The organism is Psychrobacter sp. P11F6, from assembly GCF_001435295.1.
Classification (GTDB): domain Bacteria; phylum Pseudomonadota; class Gammaproteobacteria; order Pseudomonadales; family Moraxellaceae; genus Psychrobacter.
This window is the reverse complement of the sequence record NZ_CM003594.1, coordinates 2,658,546-2,676,820: the sequence shown is the minus strand read 5'-3', so window position 1 is coordinate 2,676,820 and position 18,275 is coordinate 2,658,546. Positions and strand designations below refer to the sequence as shown.

At 42.5% G+C, this 18,275-nt stretch carries 15 protein-coding genes; 8 read left to right on the top strand and 7 right to left on the bottom strand.

All coding sequences use genetic code 11. From position 1 onward, the window contains the following. Positions 1-354 precede the first annotated feature (354 nt). The 3 genes from AK822_RS10990 (at position 355) to AK822_RS10980 (ending at position 2,581) form a co-directional block, all read left to right on the top strand. Positions 355-1,329: an energy transducer TonB gene (locus tag AK822_RS10990; RefSeq protein ID WP_060491674.1), complete on the top strand. Its 975-nt coding sequence runs from the start codon at positions 355-357 to the stop codon at positions 1,327-1,329. 78 nt (positions 1,330-1,407) lie between these two features. After that, a complete protein-coding gene (locus AK822_RS10985) occupies positions 1,408-2,097 on the top strand; it encodes a MotA/TolQ/ExbB proton channel family protein (RefSeq protein WP_060491673.1) in 690 nt (229 codons plus the stop codon). Between the two features lie 82 nt (positions 2,098-2,179). Further along, complete coding sequence (locus AK822_RS10980; protein WP_045444454.1) at positions 2,180-2,581, top strand: ExbD/TolR family protein; 402 nt, start codon at positions 2,180-2,182, stop codon at positions 2,579-2,581. A 157-nt stretch (positions 2,582-2,738) separates the two neighbouring features. Here the strand turns inward: AK822_RS10980 and AK822_RS10975 are convergent, their stop codons facing one another. Next, on the bottom strand, positions 2,739-3,212 hold the full coding sequence (locus AK822_RS10975) for a DUF2799 domain-containing protein (protein ID WP_087945638.1): 474 nt from the start codon (positions 3,210-3,212) through the stop codon (positions 2,739-2,741). Between the two features lie 500 nt (positions 3,213-3,712). On the opposite strand from AK822_RS10975, the gene AK822_RS10965 reads away from it, so the two are divergent. Together AK822_RS10965 and topA are read left to right on the top strand one after the other, a co-directional pair. After that, complete coding sequence (locus AK822_RS10965; RefSeq protein ID WP_055125173.1) at positions 3,713-4,309, top strand: hypothetical protein; 597 nt, start codon at positions 3,713-3,715, stop codon at positions 4,307-4,309. A 287-nt stretch (positions 4,310-4,596) separates the two neighbouring features. Continuing rightward, positions 4,597-7,263, top strand: a complete 2,667-nt coding sequence (gene topA / locus AK822_RS10960; protein WP_060491670.1) for a type I DNA topoisomerase — start codon at positions 4,597-4,599, stop codon at positions 7,261-7,263. Between the two features lie 170 nt (positions 7,264-7,433). Here the strand turns inward: topA and AK822_RS10955 are convergent, their stop codons facing one another. From AK822_RS10955 to lon, 3 genes are all read right to left on the bottom strand, one after another. After that, positions 7,434-7,991 carry a superoxide dismutase family protein gene (locus tag AK822_RS10955; RefSeq protein ID WP_060491669.1) on the bottom strand — a complete coding sequence of 186 codons (558 nt, stop codon included), beginning with the start codon at positions 7,989-7,991 and terminating at the stop codon, positions 7,434-7,436. Between the two features lie 199 nt (positions 7,992-8,190). Continuing rightward, positions 8,191-9,285 (bottom strand): META domain-containing protein, encoded by a 1,095-nt coding sequence (locus AK822_RS10950; protein ID WP_060491668.1) that lies wholly within the window; start codon positions 9,283-9,285, stop codon positions 8,191-8,193. Positions 9,286-9,430: 145 nt separating this feature from the next. Next, the gene (gene lon / locus AK822_RS10945; RefSeq protein WP_228139018.1) at positions 9,431-12,085 is read right to left on the bottom strand and encodes an endopeptidase La; all 2,655 of its coding nucleotides are present in this window, start codon (positions 12,083-12,085) and stop codon (positions 9,431-9,433) included. A gap of 393 nt (positions 12,086-12,478) precedes the next feature. Here lon and AK822_RS10940 point away from each other — a divergent pair, with 393 nt between their 5' ends. Beyond that, a complete protein-coding gene (locus AK822_RS10940) occupies positions 12,479-13,840 on the top strand; it encodes a Na+/H+ antiporter family protein (RefSeq protein ID WP_060491667.1) in 1,362 nt (453 codons plus the stop codon). A 73-nt stretch (positions 13,841-13,913) separates the two neighbouring features. On the opposite strand, the gene AK822_RS10935 is transcribed toward AK822_RS10940, so the two are convergent. From AK822_RS10935 to AK822_RS10925, 3 genes are read right to left on the bottom strand one after another with little or no spacing between them, the layout of a single operon-like run. Beyond that, positions 13,914-14,375, bottom strand: a complete 462-nt coding sequence (locus AK822_RS10935; protein WP_060491666.1) for a hypothetical protein — start codon at positions 14,373-14,375, stop codon at positions 13,914-13,916. Continuing rightward, the gene (locus AK822_RS10930) at positions 14,356-14,607 is read right to left on the bottom strand and encodes a hypothetical protein (RefSeq protein WP_060491665.1); all 252 of its coding nucleotides are present in this window, start codon (positions 14,605-14,607) and stop codon (positions 14,356-14,358) included. Before AK822_RS10930 ends, AK822_RS10935 begins: the two co-directional genes overlap by 20 nt. Then, complete coding sequence (locus AK822_RS10925) at positions 14,607-15,257, bottom strand: 5-formyltetrahydrofolate cyclo-ligase (RefSeq protein ID WP_060491664.1); 651 nt, start codon at positions 15,255-15,257, stop codon at positions 14,607-14,609. The genes AK822_RS10930 and AK822_RS10925 overlap by 1 nt, the downstream gene beginning before the upstream one ends. 195 nt (positions 15,258-15,452) lie before the next feature. On the opposite strand from AK822_RS10925, the gene fumC reads away from it, so the two are divergent. Both fumC and AK822_RS10915 read left to right on the top strand, forming a co-directional pair. Further along, positions 15,453-16,856: a class II fumarate hydratase gene (fumC, locus tag AK822_RS10920; RefSeq protein WP_060491663.1), complete on the top strand. Its 1,404-nt coding sequence runs from the start codon at positions 15,453-15,455 to the stop codon at positions 16,854-16,856. Between the two features lie 252 nt (positions 16,857-17,108). Further along, positions 17,109-18,191 (top strand): DUF6602 domain-containing protein, encoded by a 1,083-nt coding sequence (locus AK822_RS10915; protein ID WP_060491662.1) that lies wholly within the window; start codon positions 17,109-17,111, stop codon positions 18,189-18,191. Positions 18,192-18,275: the final 84 nt, after the last annotated feature.

Genomic DNA, 18,275 nt, shown 5'->3' with positions numbered 1-18,275 from the left:
TATTGAGACATTCAACACGCCTTAATATCTTGAGATTTTGTAATCTTAAAAGATGCGCAGTCGATTAGGGGCTATGATAAATTAATTGAGACTCATTATCAATACAAATGATAATGGTTTTTATTACGTCACTTTATTTATGGCTGGTGACGGCTGTAATACAATAACTCTGCATAGCGATATTTGAGAAAGGGTGGTCGAATGCCTAAGCAAATTTTGCTTATTAATAACGCTAAATGATTAGCCGATCATTTGCCTGCTAAGCAAAATTATTATAAATTTATTATTGATAATAATTATCGTTTGCATTATTATCTACGCCATTCTACCTCGGTTAATGAATATTAGGGTGTTATGAGTTCAACGGATTTAGACGCGCCACCACTTAAATTGATACTCGCAGCTATTATTATAGTGGTGGGCTTGCACGTGCTGACGGCAGTTGCATTGGTGGCGATCAAGACGCCTGAGATAAAAGTTGAACCAAAAAAAGACACACCACCTATCGAGATAGAGATGATGACGTTACCTGTCAAAACGGTCATCCCTGAAGTAGAAGAAGTTCAGGAAGTAACGCCCAAAAAAGCAGCGCCTAAAACAGAGTCAAAACCTGAACCTAAAAAACCGGCACCGTCAAAACCTAAAGTAGCTCCAGTAGTGAAGGCTAAGCAAAATATACCAGAAAAACCGGTGGTAAAAGCCAAAAAGGCTGATATAGCACCTGTCGTAAAAGTAGAAAAAAAGAAGCCGGATATTATTAAAAAAGAGGTGTCGAAAAAGCCAATAGTAGAATCGAAAGTCGATACCTCAATGGCTGATAGTCAACGTGAAGCTGAAGAACGACGTAAAATGCTAGCAGCAGAATCACAAAAGGCCGCTCAAGAAGCCCATGATAGAGCAGTGCAAGACGCTAAGAAAATAGCCGATGCCAAGGCTGCCCGAGAGGCTCAAGCCGAAGCGAATGCCAGAAAAGCAGCAGAAGACAAAGCGGCTAAAGATGCCGCGCAAAAAGCAGCAGCCGCTGCAAGTAATGAACCCGTGAGCTTTACTGCTAGTGCTGCAGACTGGGCATCAGCGCCAAACTTTAGCTTTCCTACTCGAGCCGCTCGTAGAGCATCTTCGGGTGATACATTCAAAGTGGTATTGATATTAAGAGTGAATAAGCAGGGCGGTATTGATAGTGCCCGCGTTGCTCAATCTTCAGGCAATTCAATAGTAGATAAAGAGGCGCAGCGTCAAGTAAGCTCTGGAAAATTCAGACCTTTTACTAAAAATGGCGTGCCAGTCGTCGGTAATGTGACATTACCTGTTACTTATAATGTGCCATAAATACATGGTTATTAGTACCAAGCATCGGCGCAATCGCAAATAATCGAACAATGGTAATAAAATACAAAGGAGTCTTACATGGACTTTATGCAATACTGGCAAATCAGCGACATGGTGACAAAAACGTTGTTCTTTTTGTTGCTTGCTTTATCTATTCTTTCTTGGGTGACAGGCATCATTCGTGTGCTACAAAGCCGCAAATTGGCCGCCAATGTTGCAGAGGATTTGAGTCAGCAGCTTCAAGTAAAACAGGCTGAGATGATAGCAGCAGATGCCACTACTCGCCGTTTGGTTACTGAGCAGATCTTACTCAAGCATATTGGTCGTTACCGTTTTGCCAGTGAGCGCGGCTTACCTATTCTTGGGACGACAGCCGCAATTGCGCCATTTATCGGTTTGTTTGGGACGGTATGGGGAATTTTTCATGCGCTGCATAATATTGGCATGAGTGGGCAAGCAGGCTTGGGACAAGTGGCAGGGCCAGTCGGTGAAGCACTTATCATGACAGGTTTGGGAATCGCCGTGGCGATTCCAGCCGTGGTGTTTTATAACCTTGCAGTGCGTATCAATCGCCGTGTGATGTATCACGCCAACGATAGAGCGCATGACTTATTGGCACGTTCTGCCGAAATGGTCGTTACCCAGCAGCCGTTAACGGACAGCAAATCGACTGTTACCCAAGATTCGTTAGCAAAGGGTATGCACTCAAACACAGCAGATGCTCAGCAAGTGACTCATTATCATAATTCAGCCGCGTCGCAGCCTTAACGACTATCCATTGATGGGACAGTCCGTTAGGCGATAGCCAAGCGAGCTATATTGCGAATAACCAAATGTATTGAGAGTAATTATGGCATTTCAATTGGGTGATGATGACAGTCAAAGCATGAGTGAGATGAACCTCATTCCGCTTATCGACATCATGCTGGTATTGATGATTATATTTCTATTGACGGCGACCGTACTGAATCCGACAGTGCCACTAGAGTTACCGAAGACCAGCGCTGCGTTAAATGAGGCGCCACCAGAGGCTATTCAAATTAGCATCGATAAAGACGCAGGGATATTTTGGGACAGCGATGCGATTAGCATGGAGGAGTTAGAGGCACGGTTACAGCAGCAAAGTGCTGGAGGTAAAGACCCTTCTGTACAATTGCGTGCTGACAAAGACAGTAAGTATGACACGGTCGCTCAAGTACTAGCCGCTGCCAGTCAAGCAGGACTTACAAAGATAGCCTTTGTCAATGAATAAGGCGAGTCTATAAACGATATGATTATCATATGATGTTTGTTAGATAGCCAACCATCAAAAAGGTAGCTAATATAATAATAAAACAAAAATAATAAACTTTTCTCCAGCCTCAATGAGTACTTAAACCTCAAATTAAGTACTCATTGGGGTTTTCTTTTTACCAGCCATAGCCAAAGGGATGATAGCCGTAACCAAAGCGCCCAGGCCCGTAGCCAAACGGATAAGGCGAACGTAGGTAATCGAGATCACGTTGGCGGATATAGTAGTAACGTCCTTCCGCGTAAGCTTCTTCTAGCTTTTCGATGCCTTCGAGCGGACAAACGGGCTGCCAGTCGTAGCCTTCGCGACCAAGTTTATAAGCATTAAGCTCGGTGCAGTAGCTTTTGAGACCTTGCTGTCGCCCTTGCTCCCATTGTATGCGGTTGGGCATGGGACCACCTACCTTTGCGCAGCTATCGGCATAGTGACCAAAATAAGCACCTGAACGCCCTTGCAAGCCATCAGCATAGCCGACTTCTTGCCAGTTGCTTTCCTGACATTGCTGCGGGGTGAGATTTTGCGTCGTTGCACAGCCTGATAGGGTAAATAAGGCAGCGCCTACTAGCGAGAGGGTAAGCCCAGTTTTACTCATGAGTTTATGGACACATTTGCTCGCTAGTGAAGCGGTCGATGAGTTTCGCTTAAGAAGATAATTCATAATAAACCTGCGCGCGTTTAAAATTATGGTTTATCATAGCACTTTTTGATGCTGACAACTTTTTGTATCTCGTTATTATGCTGTTTTTTATTCGAGTTAAGTGTTTGATCTATTAGCACATATAGCCAAGCCATCGAGATTAGAAAACGCGAGTGGTTGGTGGTTATCAACTTATCATGCTTGATTTTTAACGGTTCGTGCTCATTATAAGCTTCTATATAGTAGCCAGTATTTAGACAATCATTCGTTAAACAGCCGCACATTAGAACGCTACTGGTTAGAAAATGACTTGTTAAAAAGTCACTGGTTAAAAAGTCAATGATTGCTTTTTTATAGTTAGCTGGGCAATCGCTGTCTTTGTTGTAGCCTGTTGTATAGATAGTAGCGGTTTTATTTTTTAGTACATTTTCATTTATCCAAAAGGTCGGACCATCATGGGAACATTCATTGGCGTTATCATTGTACTATTTGTATTAGGGAGTATGATGGCGCTCAAACCTAACGGTATCGATCAGCGTTTGGATAAGCTGCGCATGACCGCGCGTCGTTTACAATTGAATCCAAAGCTGGTGAGTTGTCCTGATTGGATCAAAGGTAAAGACAACGAATATGGGCGTGGAATGTTAGGTCAATACTGTTTAGTGTTAGATGATGTGCAGCTGCCGCACACGCGCTATCAAGTGATTGATGGGCAATGGCGACCAGATAGTAGTTTTGTCGATACAAGCAAAGATGATGTTAAGCTCACGATTCCAAGTGCGATTCGTGCTAATAACAGCACTAATAATACGATTGTCAAAAAGACCAATTTTAGCTTGGATAAAGCACCGCTAGATTTGCCAGTCAGTATTGAGCCATTTGTTAAAGGTTTGCTGACTAAGGCGAATAGTATCGTGATTTATTGGGAAGATATCGCTTATGTGCGTCCTTCATCCAATCCCGCTTATCAGCAAAAATTGATTGAAGCAGATTTGTTGGTGCTCAAAAAACAGCTTGAACAATGGGCGTCAGAGATGCAAAAGCGCCTATAAAACGGCTACAAGGTAGAAAATCATTTTTTAATCTCCATTTATAAGCAATATGCAAGAACTTTTGGCAAACTCTCAGTCATTTACAGTTGACAGTGTAACGCTTAGCAGTGTAACGTCTTTATAACTGACTCTTTATCTTATGGTTATTGTTTGTTTTATAAACGTTTTTTTAAGCAGCTATTACTATAATGATTCACCGCGCTACTATAACTCACAATTATAAATTGCCATGCTGCTGTATTTATTTTTACTTTTAATTTACTCATATAATAATGGTGTCGTCACATATGGCAAAAACCGCAACCAAAAAAAGTCCAGCGCCCGCTGCTGGTAATCCCAAAGGCAGTCCAAAGGGCAAGTCTTTGGTGATTGTAGAATCACCTGCCAAGGCAAAAACAATCAATAAATACCTTGGCGATGACTTTATCGTGCGCTCCAGTATTGGTCATGTCCGTGATCTACCGGTTGGCGCAAGCAAAAGTGCAAAAAAACCAACAACGACTAAAAAAGATGACAGTCTAAGCAAAGAAGAAAAAACCCAGCAAGCCTTGGTACGGCGCATGGGCGTCGATCCAGAACATGACTGGGCAGCAGTTTATGAAGTATTACCAAATAAAACTAAGGTCATTAAAGAGCTTAAAGCTTTAGCCAAAGACGCTGACAAAATCTATCTGGCAACGGATATGGATAGAGAGGGGGAGGCGATTGCGTGGCATCTTAAAGAAGTCATCGGCGGCGCTGACAGTAAGTATGAGCGTGTGGTTTTTAACGAGATTACCAAATCTGCCATTCAAAATGCCTTTAAGCAGCCCTCCAAACTTGATATCGATCGTGTCAATGCCCAACAAGCGCGGCGCTTTTTAGACCGTGTCGTTGGCTTCATGGTATCGCCGCTGCTGTGGCAAAAGGTTGCTCGCGGTCTCTCTGCAGGTCGCGTCCAGTCCGTTGCTATGCGTCTGGTCGTAGAAAGAGAACATGAAATTCGCGCCTTTATCCCAGAAGAGTATTGGCAAATTCATGCCGATACTCACGTTGCCAATAGCAAAAAGGACGCTGAGCAAATTGCGATTCGCTTAGAGGCGACCAAGCAAGGCGGCAAAACGCTTAAGCTCATCAATAAAGAGCAGACAGATAAAGTCTTAGAAATTCTTAACTCAAGTGACTTTATCGTCAAAGAGCGTGAAGAGAAGCCAACGCAGTCGCGTCCGAGTGCGCCATTTATCACCTCGACATTGCAGCAAGCAGCCAGCACACGATTGGGCTTTTCAGTTAAAAAGACCATGATTTTGGCACAGCGCTTATATGAAGCGGGTCATATTACTTATATGCGTACCGATTCGACTTTCTTATCTGGTGATGCACTTGCTGCGGTACGTGGCTATATTGAAGATAGCTATGGCGCAAAATACGTACCAGAAAAGCCAAATTTCTACGGCAACAAACAAGGCGCACAAGAGGCGCATGAGGCGATTCGTCCATCTAATGTCAATATGAAGTCAACGCAGCTTAAAGGGGTTGAGCGTGATGCCATCCGCCTGTACGAGCTGATTTGGCGTCAGTTTGTCGCTTGTCAGATGCTGCCAGCAAAATACTTGTCAGTGAATCTATTCGTCGCTGCCAATGATGTCGAGTTAAAAGCACGTGGTCGTACGTTAGTATTTGATGGTTACACCAAGGTTATGCCACCAGCGAAGACTGACGATACTTTGCTTCCGGATGTCAAAAAAGGCGATAAACTAATACTAGATAAGCTCGATCCGAGTCAACATTTCACCAAGCCGCCACCGCGCTATACCGAGGCAAGTTTGGTGAAAGAGCTTGAGAAAAAAGGCATCGGTCGTCCATCGACGTATGCGTCTATCATCTCGACCATTCAAGATCGCGGCTATGTGAAGCTTGAGAACAAGCGCCTGTTTGCTGAAAAAATGGGTGATATCGTCACCGACAGACTAACCGCAAGCTTCCCAGATTTGATGGATTATACCTTTACCGCCGCGCTAGAGGACAAGCTTGACCATGTCGCAGAAGGTGATACAGATTGGAAAGATGTCCTCGATAATTTCTATGGCGACTTCAAAACAACGCTTGATCGCGCCAAAGAAAAAGACGGCATGCGTCCAAATGATCCAACTGACGTACCAGACGTGCATTGCGATCTTTGCGATCGTCCAATGCAATTACGTACTGGCTCAACGGGTGTATTCTTAGGGTGTACTGGCTATAATTTACCGCCAAAAGAGCGCTGTAAAGGCACTAAGAATTTAATGCCCGTCGAAGCTTTTGCCAATCTTGATGAGGCAGAAGGTGATGATGAAGCGGCAGAAGTTCGCGATTTGATGGAGAAAAAGCGTTGCCCGAAATGTAGCACGGCAATGAATGGTTATATCGTCGATGGCGGTCTGAAACTGCATGTGTGTGGTAACAATCCTGATTGTGATGGTTATGTCTTAGAAGAAGGCAAGTTCGAAGTGCCTGGCTCTGATTCTCCAACCATTGACTGTAATAAGTGCGATGGACAAATGGAGCTAAAGACGGGACGTTTTGGTCCTTACTTCGCTTGTCAGCAATGTGATAATACGCGTAAAGTGCTAAAAACAGGCGAAGCCGCACCGCCGCGCATGGATCCTATTCATCTGCCAGAGCTGAAATCAACCAAGCACGATGATTACTTTATCTTGCGTGAAGGGGCAGCTGGGATGTTCTTGGCGGCGTCTAAATTCCCGAAAGTACGCGAGACACGTGCACCAAAGCTGGCTGAGCTACGCGAAATCAAAGATAAAATGGAAGATAAATTCCAGTATCTGTTTGAAGGTCCAGATGAAGATCCAGATGGTAATCCAACCATTCTACGCTGGTCACGTAAGAAGAAAGAGCAATATATCGGCTCTGAGAAAAACGGTAAGGCCACACGTTGGGGTGTGTATTGGCGTAATGGCAAGTGGGTAGAGGAGTAAGTCTCCTTTACTTTTTATCTTGATGATTGATTGTTAATATATGAGATTCTGTATCACCCATATTGTTTTAAGCTATAAAACTTTAAACAAAAAAGACCTCTTAGAATCTAAGAGGTCTTTTTTGTGCTATTCATATTTGTGATATCAATAACAGCTAAGTTCAGATGCTATTAGTTCTTCTCTATGATACCGCAAGCAACGCGGTCGCCTGCATTACCAGCTGGTTGGCTAGTATAGTCGTCAGCACCGCTATGCACGATAAAGGCCAAACGATTAACGCTGTATTTACCTGCATCAGCGACAGAGATTTTCTTATTCACATAGTTAATAGTAGCCACGCCATCTGCATTGGCAGTCAGGTTAGGCAAGTCGCCAGCATGACCATTCATGTCGTCAGGGTTAGAGTGTGGTTTATTATCTGGATTAAAGTGACCACCTGCCGCTTTACCCATATCAGCACAGCTACCGGTTTCATGAATATGTAATGATACTGTTTTGCCCGGCTGCAAATTCATCAGCTTACCGTAAACTTGTACGCCGCCATCAACTGGACGTAGGAATACTTGACCCACTTCATTTTTATTACCAGCGACTGCATTTATCGTAGATTTTAGCGCAGGTTGGCTCAGTGGATTACCGGTTTGCATTTGACCTTCGACGGTTTGGCAACCCGTCATTACTAACGCTGAACCACATAATAGGGCACTTGTAAGCATCGTCTTATTCATTATTATCTCCAATTATTTTTAATACTTAGTTATTTTTGATAAAAAGCTAACTCTTAAAGGTTTATAGGTAAGTACCTTTTGATTTCTATAAACATTCGTTAATGTCGTCATCAGTATAGCTAAGGATTAGATATAGTTATTCATCAAATGCGCAACAATCGGTTAATAAATGTAAGTATCGTATGGGTTTGAAAATTGTTTACGGTATTTTCTTTACTTCGTTTTGCCATACTAAAGTTTCGCCTGATTCTAACTTTTGAGTAAGGAGATAGCTGGATTCAGAATTATCAGAAGGATTAGATACTCTCTGCGTATCAAGATTGATCAGTGTTAACTGACTAGAACTATAAAGCATTAGGCGGCTAAGACTTGATTCAATATCATCAATGTCATCACCACACCCTACCATCGTTGAAGGGTTGCCACCAATTAGCAACGTTTGATTAGTAGATAAAGCATAAGACCCACCAGCCCCATTGCATCCGACAGAAAACCCAACACCTTGGCTAAAACTACTTTGCTGAGGATTGCTATAATCATGTGAACCAAGTCTGTAATTTGCAGTAATAGGTACATCTGGACGATTAAATTTATTAATAGTTTTATTGGTATCGTCAGTTGCACTAATAAGACGCCATTGGTATCGCTCTAATAATTCATTGGTAAGCGGTATGCCCGCCACACGATATTCAGGCTTGGGCGTACCCGAAAAAATCAGTGTTTTTCCTTTATTGGTTTTTAGAGCCAGCTGTTTTAATGTCTTGTTAGAACTCTGTGCAGAGTTTGCTAGTACTGGATCAAATCTGAAAGCTGTATCTAAATAGGGTATAAAAACACTATTTACGACATTTCCTGTTTTGTTTTTGATTGTGTTTTTATTACTCAAGTTTTCGATAATTGAATGGTTTACTGTGGTGCAGTTATCAGATGGTTCTCTGACATTGATTTGCCCGTAAAGGTACGGTAATGGTAACCACATATCAAAAGAAACTTGGTGACGTTGACAGCCTTCTGTAAATGTTAAAAGGCTTGGATGTACCTCCATTATCAAAGGCAGCTTTTGGTTAAAAGCCTTGATTCGACCCTTATCATCGCTGACATAGGTTAATTGCCACTCATATTTTGTGGTGGTTTGAAACAGTCTGGATTCGAGCGTGGTCGCTGACCAGTTTTTATCGTCGATAACGGTCCTGGTTTGTGCTGAATGATTAAGGTTGTTGGTTTGGCAGCCTAACAAAGCGAGGGGTAGTAATGTGCTTATTACAACTAGAGGTACCCGTAAATGATTTAACATTGCACTTTCCTAATTAATAAACATTTGTCTAAAATATAGTATAAGGTATTATTAAGAGTGGTCTTTATTTTTGCCAAAAAAAAGCCGCCCATCGTTATGATGAGCGGCTTTCTGATTTATAAGACTGGATTAGTAACTAATCAGATTAGTTATGCAGCGCTTTGCTTGAGGTTTTATCAACCGTCACTTTAGCTGGTTTAAGCGGCACTGGCATACTGACCAAAGCAACTTTTAATATCTCATCAATCGTTGCCACTGGCTGAATGGTCAGACCAGCTTTCACGTTATCAGGGATATCGGCCAAGTCACGCTCGTTGGTCGCTGGAATCAACACATGCTTGATACCACCGCGATGCGCAGCAAGTAGCTTCTCTTTTAGACCACCGATGCGTAGGATTTTACCACGTAAGGTAATCTCACCTGTCATGGCGATATCTGGACGAATAGCAATACCAGTTAAAGCGGATACTAACGCTGTCGTTAGCGCACCACCAGCCGATGGGCCATCTTTCGGCGTGGCACCTTCTGGCATATGGACGTGGACATCAGTCGTCTTAAAGGTTTCGTAGTCGATACCCAAACTGTCTCCGCGAGCACGCACCACACTCATCGCAGCGCGAATTGACTCTTTCATTACATCGCCGAGTGAACCGGTAAAGCTCAGCTCGCCTTTACCTTTCATCGCCACCGCTTCGATAGTAAGTAGCTCACCACCAACTTGCGTCCACGCCAAACCAGTAATACGACCAATCTCAGGCTCTTCTTCTGCTAGACCGTAGTCGTACTGATGCACACCTAGATAGTCATCGATGTTTTTGTCATCGACCACGATTAGCTGACGTTCTGCTTTCTTCGGAGCACGTGCGCCATGGGTTTCAACCGAACCGCGAACGACTTTACGGCAGATTTTATTGACTTCACGCTCAAGGTTACGCACACCGGCTTCACGGGTATAGCTACGCACGATGCTATGCAATGCCGCTTCTACAATCTCAATTTCGCCTTCTTTGAGACCGTTATTCTTAATGGCTTTTGGTACTAAGTACTTCTGTGCGATATTGACCTTTTCTTCTTCGGTATAACCCGGCAGACGAATGACTTCCATCCGGTCAAGTAGGGCAGGCGGGATATCCATGCTGTTGGCAGTACAGATAAACATCACTTGCGATAAATCTAAATCCATATCGAGATAATGGTCGTTAAAGGTATCGTTTTGTGACGGATCTAACACTTCAAGCAATGCTGATGCTGGATCACCGCGGAAGTCTTGCGCCATTTTATCGATTTCATCCAATAAGAATAGCGGGTTTTTAACTTCAACTTTGGCCAGTGATTGGACAATTTTACCCGGCATCGCACCGATATAAGTACGGCGATGACCACGAATCTCTGCTTCATCACGCACGCCGCCAAGCGCCATACGCACAAACTTACGACCAGTCGCACGGGCAATCGACTCGCCTAATGAGGTTTTACCAACACCTGGAGGACCGACTAAACAAAGAATCGGACCACGGAGTTTTTTCACACGTGATTGTACGGCGAGGTATTCTAAGATGCGATCTTTCACATCTTGCAAGCCGTAATGATCTTCGTCCAATACCGTTTTTGCTTTTTCTAAATTGATGGAAACCTTGGTTGTGGCATTCCACGGTGTGTCCAAAATCCATTCAATATAGTTGCGCACCACTGACGATTCACTCGAGGCAGGTGGCATCATTTTGAGTTTTTTCAGCTCTTGATCCGCTTTTTTGCGCACATCTTCTGGCAAGTCGGCATCTTCTAGACGCTGCTCTAGCTCAGCCACATCATCTTCGCCATCGAACGCACCGTCATTCATATCTGACAGCTCATTTTTAATGGCTTTCATCTTCTCGTTTAAGAAGTATTCGCGCTGATTGTCTTCCATTTGCTGACGGACCGCTTCTTGGATATCTTGCTCGATATTTTGTTCAGCGCTTTGTTTAACCAAATATTCGGTTAAGGTATTGATATGGGTTTTAAGGTCATCATTTTCTAAGAATGATTGCTTAATATTTAAATCCATCGATACACGGGTCGAGATGAAATATACCAACTCAAGCAAGTCATCAATGCGCTTGGCCACACGAGTTAGCTCACGTGCATTTCGTAGGCGCGCATCCGCATAGCTTTCAAACAGCGTGGTCAAAGCCTGAATGGTATTTTTTTGCTGGCTCTCATCCATACTGACATCGAGGTCAGCACGCTCAAAGTTTGCCATCAATAATGTGTCGTGATTTTCTATAGTATCAACGCGCGCACGATATTGACCTTCGATCAATACTTTGATGCAGTTCTCATCACTGTCATGCGGCATGGTACTGACGATGCGGCAAACCGTACCGTATTGATACAAGTTATCTTGATCGATGTCTTCAGTCAGCGAGTCTTTTTGTGCCACGACCAAGACTTTATTGCCGTACTCAGCCTGTGCCAATTCAACGGCCTTTACCGATGGCTCACGACCGACGAACAAGGCAATCTGCATGTGCGGATAAACGACAACATCGCGCAATGCCAGTAGTGGTAAATAGTTTTCTGTACCGTCACCTTTTATACTATCGTCTTTCGCGTCATCGTCTTCAACAGTGTTGTCCTTGTCTTCATTATCTTTATCATCACTATCTTTGCTATCACCATCTTCAACGCGATCAGCTGTTACAGCTACATCATCTGTCGTATCGTTAGGCGCGCTGTCTCGCTCTTGATCATCAGCAACAGTAGATGAAACGTCGACATCGATGTCGATATTGTCTTGGGCAATTTTATGTTCACTCATATATTCTTCCTCGTTCACCAGACTTGTAAAGTCAAGTTCGTGGTTCATGTTTAGATAAATGGTGCTCACCGATAAAATTGCAAGGCTTGTAGGCAAAGTCACACGCTTATCTGCGCAAAATAGTTATATCTATCTAAAGACTGCGAGTCATATTGTTATTCATAATTTTAAATATTAGCTGAAATTCAATGTATACAGAGCATGGGTAAGAAGTCGTAGCTAACACCTATTGGGTTCTGTGCGTAGGATTTGTGTGCAAAATAAGGTAAACTGACGCGCGTCTTAAACGGTGGTTTTAGCGTCAAGCGGTTTAGAGGCGAGGGTGATATCCATCGCCCATGAGATATTAATAGGTCTTAATCAGGCTATAGCAGACAGAATAAGAGGCAATATATGACCATCAATGCGGTACTGCTGGCAGTCGTCATCATGCTAGGGCTGTCTTTGGCGCGTGTACACGTGGTACTCAGCTTATTAATCGGTGCGCTGGCAGGCGGACTCATCGCTGGTTTGGGTATGACCGATACTTTGAATGCCTTTCAAGAAGGTATCCGAAATGGCGCACAAATTGCGCTGTCATATGCGCTGCTTGGGGCTTTTGCAGTGGCGATTGCGCATTCAGGATTGCCACAGTCACTGGCAGGGGCGGTGATCAAACGCATTGATGCGGGCGGCACCAGTGGCATGATTAAATACATGCTGTTTGCAGGTTTAATCACCATGAGCTGCTTTAGCCAAAACTTAATCCCTATTCATATTGCCTTTATTCCATTGCTAGTACCGCCATTATTACTCGCTTTCAATCGCATGCACATCGATAGACGTTTAATTGCTTGTCTACTGACTTTTGGTCTTGTGACCACTTACATGTTTATTCCGTATGGCTTTGGCGATATTTATCTCAATCAAATCATGCTGAAAAACGTTGGCGAAGCAGGCATTGATATCAGCAACATCTCAGTCACCAAAGCCATGGCAATTCCGGCTTTGGGTATGTTTGTAGGCTTGCTCGTCGCCGTATTTATCAGCTACCGTAAACCGCGCCAGTATCAGCAGCTAGCAATTGATAAAGCTGCGCATGATGAAGTGTTAGAGGGTGACGCGTTAAGCAAAACCGCAGCTAGTGTGCAAACACAAAGTAAGATGAAAACGTTGGTGGCGCTTGCCGCGATTGTGACGGCATTTGTGGTGCAGATGTATACCGACTCACTTTTGCTTGGCTCTATGTTTGGCTTTGGCGTCTTTATGGCGACGGGCGTCGTTAAATGGAGTGAAGCTGATACGGTCTTTAATGACGGTATCAAGCTGATGGCGATGATCGGCTTTATTATGATTACCGCGCAAGGCTTTGCAGAAGTGATGAAAGCAACTGAGCAGATTCAGCCATTAGTTGATGGTGCCGCGTCATTATTCGCAGGTAATAAAGCGATAGCTGCATTTATTATGCTGTTAATTGGTTTAATTGTGACCATGGGTATTGGTTCGTCATTCTCAACCATTCCTATTTTGGCGGCGATTTATGTACCGCTATGTATCTCGTTAGGGTTTTCGCCATTGGCAACCGTGGCGATTATTGGTACGGCTGGTGCGCTCGGTGATGCAGGTTCTCCAGCATCAGATTCGACTCTTGGACCTACTTCTGGTCTAAACATCGACGGTCAGCATGACCATATCAAGGACAGTGTGGTGCCGACATTCTTGCATTACAACATTCCATTATTGATATTTGGTTGGATTGCAGCGATGGTGTTGTAGGCTATCAAAGTTAAGTAGAGTTTGGTGTAGGCTGGGTTTTTAACCCAGCTTTAAAATGTCAATTACCTTGTTATTAAACTGATTCTCTACGAAAAAATCGCCTTAAAACAAATAAATAGACCTGCCAAAAGCAAAGCAATAAAAATAGTAAAGAGGACAAAAACGTCCAAAAAATCATCCCACTTAATGACGGCGGTGCATGCATCGCCATCATACCGAAACCAAATAAAAATAAAATGCTAGTCCCCAGCATAGTGAAAAACTTCCAGCGACTATCCATATATACATCCATAGTCACCAGTAAGCTTAAATGAAACAGCATTCCTATTATTAATATAACGACTAATTCTATAGGATAGGGATGCGGAAGAGGAATATTCTGAACGTGAAGTAAATAGGGATCTGTGCTAAAACCTAAAGTGATAATAAGACCGACGAAAATGATCCACAAGATAGCAAAAACTACCCTTAGTGGTTTTGAGCGAAAGTAGCTCATTGTTGTCTTTGCAAATCCTCTATGGGTCTTTATTGTCATTTTCAAAATCTTTTATCCCATCATTAAAACTACGCAAAAACGCATCGCTTTGCGCCATCAGTTTATTCAGACGCTCTTCATTGACTAGCCGTGTCATCTCCTCAGAACTAAAAGGTTGCTCTTGACTATAGTAACGCACCTCTCTAGCGTCCTCGTTACCTAACATTTGCAAATACTCATCCACATGATCAGCGCTAGAGTTAGTATCCATCGCTTGCTTATCCTCTTTCATCAAAACCACCTCAAGCCACTTGGGGTAATTAAGCCATCTAGTGGCACATCCCACGGTTGCCGCTGTAATTGTTCAACCACTTGAAAATCATAACACCAGCCTATCTTTAACGGTTTTTTTGCCCCTGATCGATAGCTGTAACCAAGCGTCGTATCATAAAAGCCGCCACCCATGCCCATACGATTGCCGTTGAGATCTACTGCCACGAGCGGACAAATAATCACATCTAATTCTCGTGCCCAAAGTAGACGGCGATGATGGTTTTGCTTCATGCCTAAGCTATGAATGCGAGTCGGTATATTGAGCAGCTTTGATTGATAAACAGGCACAAAGCGTAGATGTTTATCATCGCTGTTATTGCTAGTACGACCAAGTGAGCCAACGACTGGTAAGTAAGATGAATAGCCTAAGCGTTGACACCAATCCAATAGTGGCTGAGTAGGTAATTCGCCAAAGCCATCGTAATATAAACCAATACGCGCACGCGGTGCTAAGCGCTGTTGCAACTTAACTAAATGCAAACTTGCCATGCGCGCGTATTGGCTGCGCTCCCCATCTGTTAACTGACGACGCTGGCGAGTAAATTGCCGTCTCGGCGGATTGCTAACGGTAGATGTCTGAAACTCAGAATTTTTTAACTCAGGATGCATAGATAGACTATCCAATAATGTATTAAATTGATGATGGCTGTTGCTTGTAGAGAGTAGCAATGGCTATTTGTGAATATTCAACACGGTCTAGTCATGCTATCATAACGCCACTTTACAGCGTATTTTCCTTTATGTGCAGCGTGTGTTGCACTTTTTTCATAGCAGCTATACAACAAACCATTAAAGAGGGTAGTTATGTCGACACAGAATCAGGCAACTCGTACCGAAAAAGATACCATGGGCAACGTGGAAGTCCCAGCTGACGCTTATTGGGGTGCGCAAACTCAGCGTAGCCGTGAAAACTTCAAAATCGGTGGCGAGACGTTGCCGCGTCCAATGATTGAAGCAATGGCACTGGTCAAAAAAGCCGCTGCGATTACCAACGCTAGCCTTGAGCGTATCGACGCTGACAAGCGCGATTTAATCGTGCAAGCCGCTGACGAAGTCATCAACGGTGGTTTAACCGATCAGTTCCCATTAGTGGTATGGCAGACAGGTTCTGGCACCCAGTCAAACATGAACATGAATGAAGTACTAGCCAACCGTGCCAACGAAATCGCTGGTTCTGAGCGCGGCAGCTACATGCCAATTCACCCAAATGATCATGTAAACCATGCACAGTCTACCAACGACAGCTTCCCAACGGCGATTCGTGTTGCCGCTGCGCGTGAAATCAACGGTTTATTGATTCCAGCCGTAAAAGCACTACGTGATACCTTGGCTGCTAAAGCGAAAGAATTTGATAGCATTGTTAAAATTGGTCGTACGCATTTACAAGACGCGACGCCTTTGACTTTAGGTCAAGAATTTAGCGGCTATGTAAGTCAACTTGACCATTCATTGACTCGTATCGATAACGCGCTACAAGGTCTATATGAATTGCCACTAGGCGGTACAGCGGTTGGTACGGGTCTAAACGCCCATCCTGATTATGCGGTAAAATCAGCTGAGCAATTGGCTGAATTAACAGGCTTGCCGTTCGTAACGTCACCGAATAAATTTGAAGCACTAGCGGCTCGTGATGCGGAAGTATTTGCTTCTGGCGCACTAAAAACGCTAGCCGCTAGCTTAAACAAAATCGCTAACGACGTACGTTGGTTGGCATCTGGTCCTCGTTGTGGTCTGGGCGAATTGACAATTCCTGAAAATGAGCCAGGCTCTTCTATCATGCCGGGTAAAGTGAACCCAACCCAGTCAGAAGCAATGACGATGGTTGTGGCGCAAGTGATGGGTAACGACGTCACTATCAGCATGGCAGGCGCGTCAGGTAACTTTGAGCTAAACGTTTATAAGCCAGTAATCGCCTTTAACTTATTGCAATCTATCAAGCTGCTTGGTGATGCGTGCAATAGCTTCAACGAAAACTGTGCTGTTGGTATCGAGCCAGTAAAAGATAAAATCGATGACTTCTTGCACAATTCATTGATGCTAGTGACTGCGCTTAACCGTCATGTTGGTTATGAGAATGCAGCAAAAATCGCTAAAACGGCTTATAAAGAAAATAAGACTTTGAAGCAAGTGGCGGTTGAGCTAGAGCTATTAACTGAAGCGCAATTTGATGAGTGGGTAATTCCTGCTGATATGGTACATCCTAAGTAGGCTATTAAAGACTTCTTAGAATAGTAAAAAGACCTTGTCATGTAATGTGGCAAGGTCTTTTTTTGTTCGGGTTTTAAAGTTAGTTCTGTTTTTTTATTACATAAACTAACAGGGTACTAATTCACTTAGAGTTAAAAAAGCTTTGTTATAGCGAGTTAATTTGCATTAGTACACTGTAAGTAGAAATGATAACTATCAACAGTGATATTATGGACTAATCATCAGCATTATCTATTTTCAAGGTCTTTAAGTATGAGTATTATCTCTAAATCATTTAATAACAAAATAAATAACCTCAAAGGTGAGTTTGAGGTAAATAAGAGTGTTGTACATCAAGGAATAAAGGGTGGATTGAATGAAAATGGTATATTGTTACTAATAAAAGATGTAATTCCTCAGAAGTTTAAGCTTACTAAAGGTGTTACAGAAAATTCCAAAGGCGATCAATCAAATGAAAGTGATATTCTAATATATAATGATGAAATACTTCCTCCATATATAAAAGAGGATTTAACTTTTGTTCCTATAGAAGCTGTAAAATATATTTTCGAAGTTAAGAGTACGTTGAACTCTAAAGAACTTAAAACAACTATTGGAAAGTTTGAAAGATTTGGATCAATTGGAGGTACTTCACCTACTGTACTGTTTTCATTCTCTAGCGATATTAAAGGTAGTGAACTAGTACGCTATAAAAAAAACGAAAGTGCTTTTTATACTAAGCCGAATTTAATAGCTTTATGCGTTTCTTATAAGTGCTATTATTTTAAACATAAGTCAGAACATTATCTTAAAGATCAAATGAGTAATACAGACTTTATTAAGCTATTGGATAAATCAGACGGCTCGACTCTTCAAGATGCATTTGACGCTTTTCGTGAATCGATTTCAAACAATGAACTACTATCAAAAATGAGCAGAGTAGAGTTTGCTTCCTTCATTAAAAACTTTATTAATATGGATAATAATATAAATAATCTAGATAAGAAAGAGCTTACAGTCAATGGAATTAAATATAGTGAGATTAAGTTTACAGTCCATAGATGGTATGGTATTGAGTCCACTACTGATAACGATGTAATATTATCTCTTTTATCAGGAATATCTAACACGCTTTCTCAGAAGAGTTTTGGAAGTTATTTTCTTAGCGGTAAAAAGCTTGACTATAAAGTATTTGCTATTTGCTATGAGGACATGTGGGGAAACCTAAGTGCTCAAGATTTTGATGAAAAGGGTTTAAAATACGATACTGAGAGAGTAAGCTTTAAATTTGAAAGTAGTAACGATTACAATAAAATGATATTTACAATTAATAAAGATAAGAGTAGTCAAGATTAAAAATCTGAGAAAAGTGCTTAGATTTTTGATATTTAATCTCTAAAACTTGTAAAGTAGTATCGTTACAATCAATGATTTCAAGAA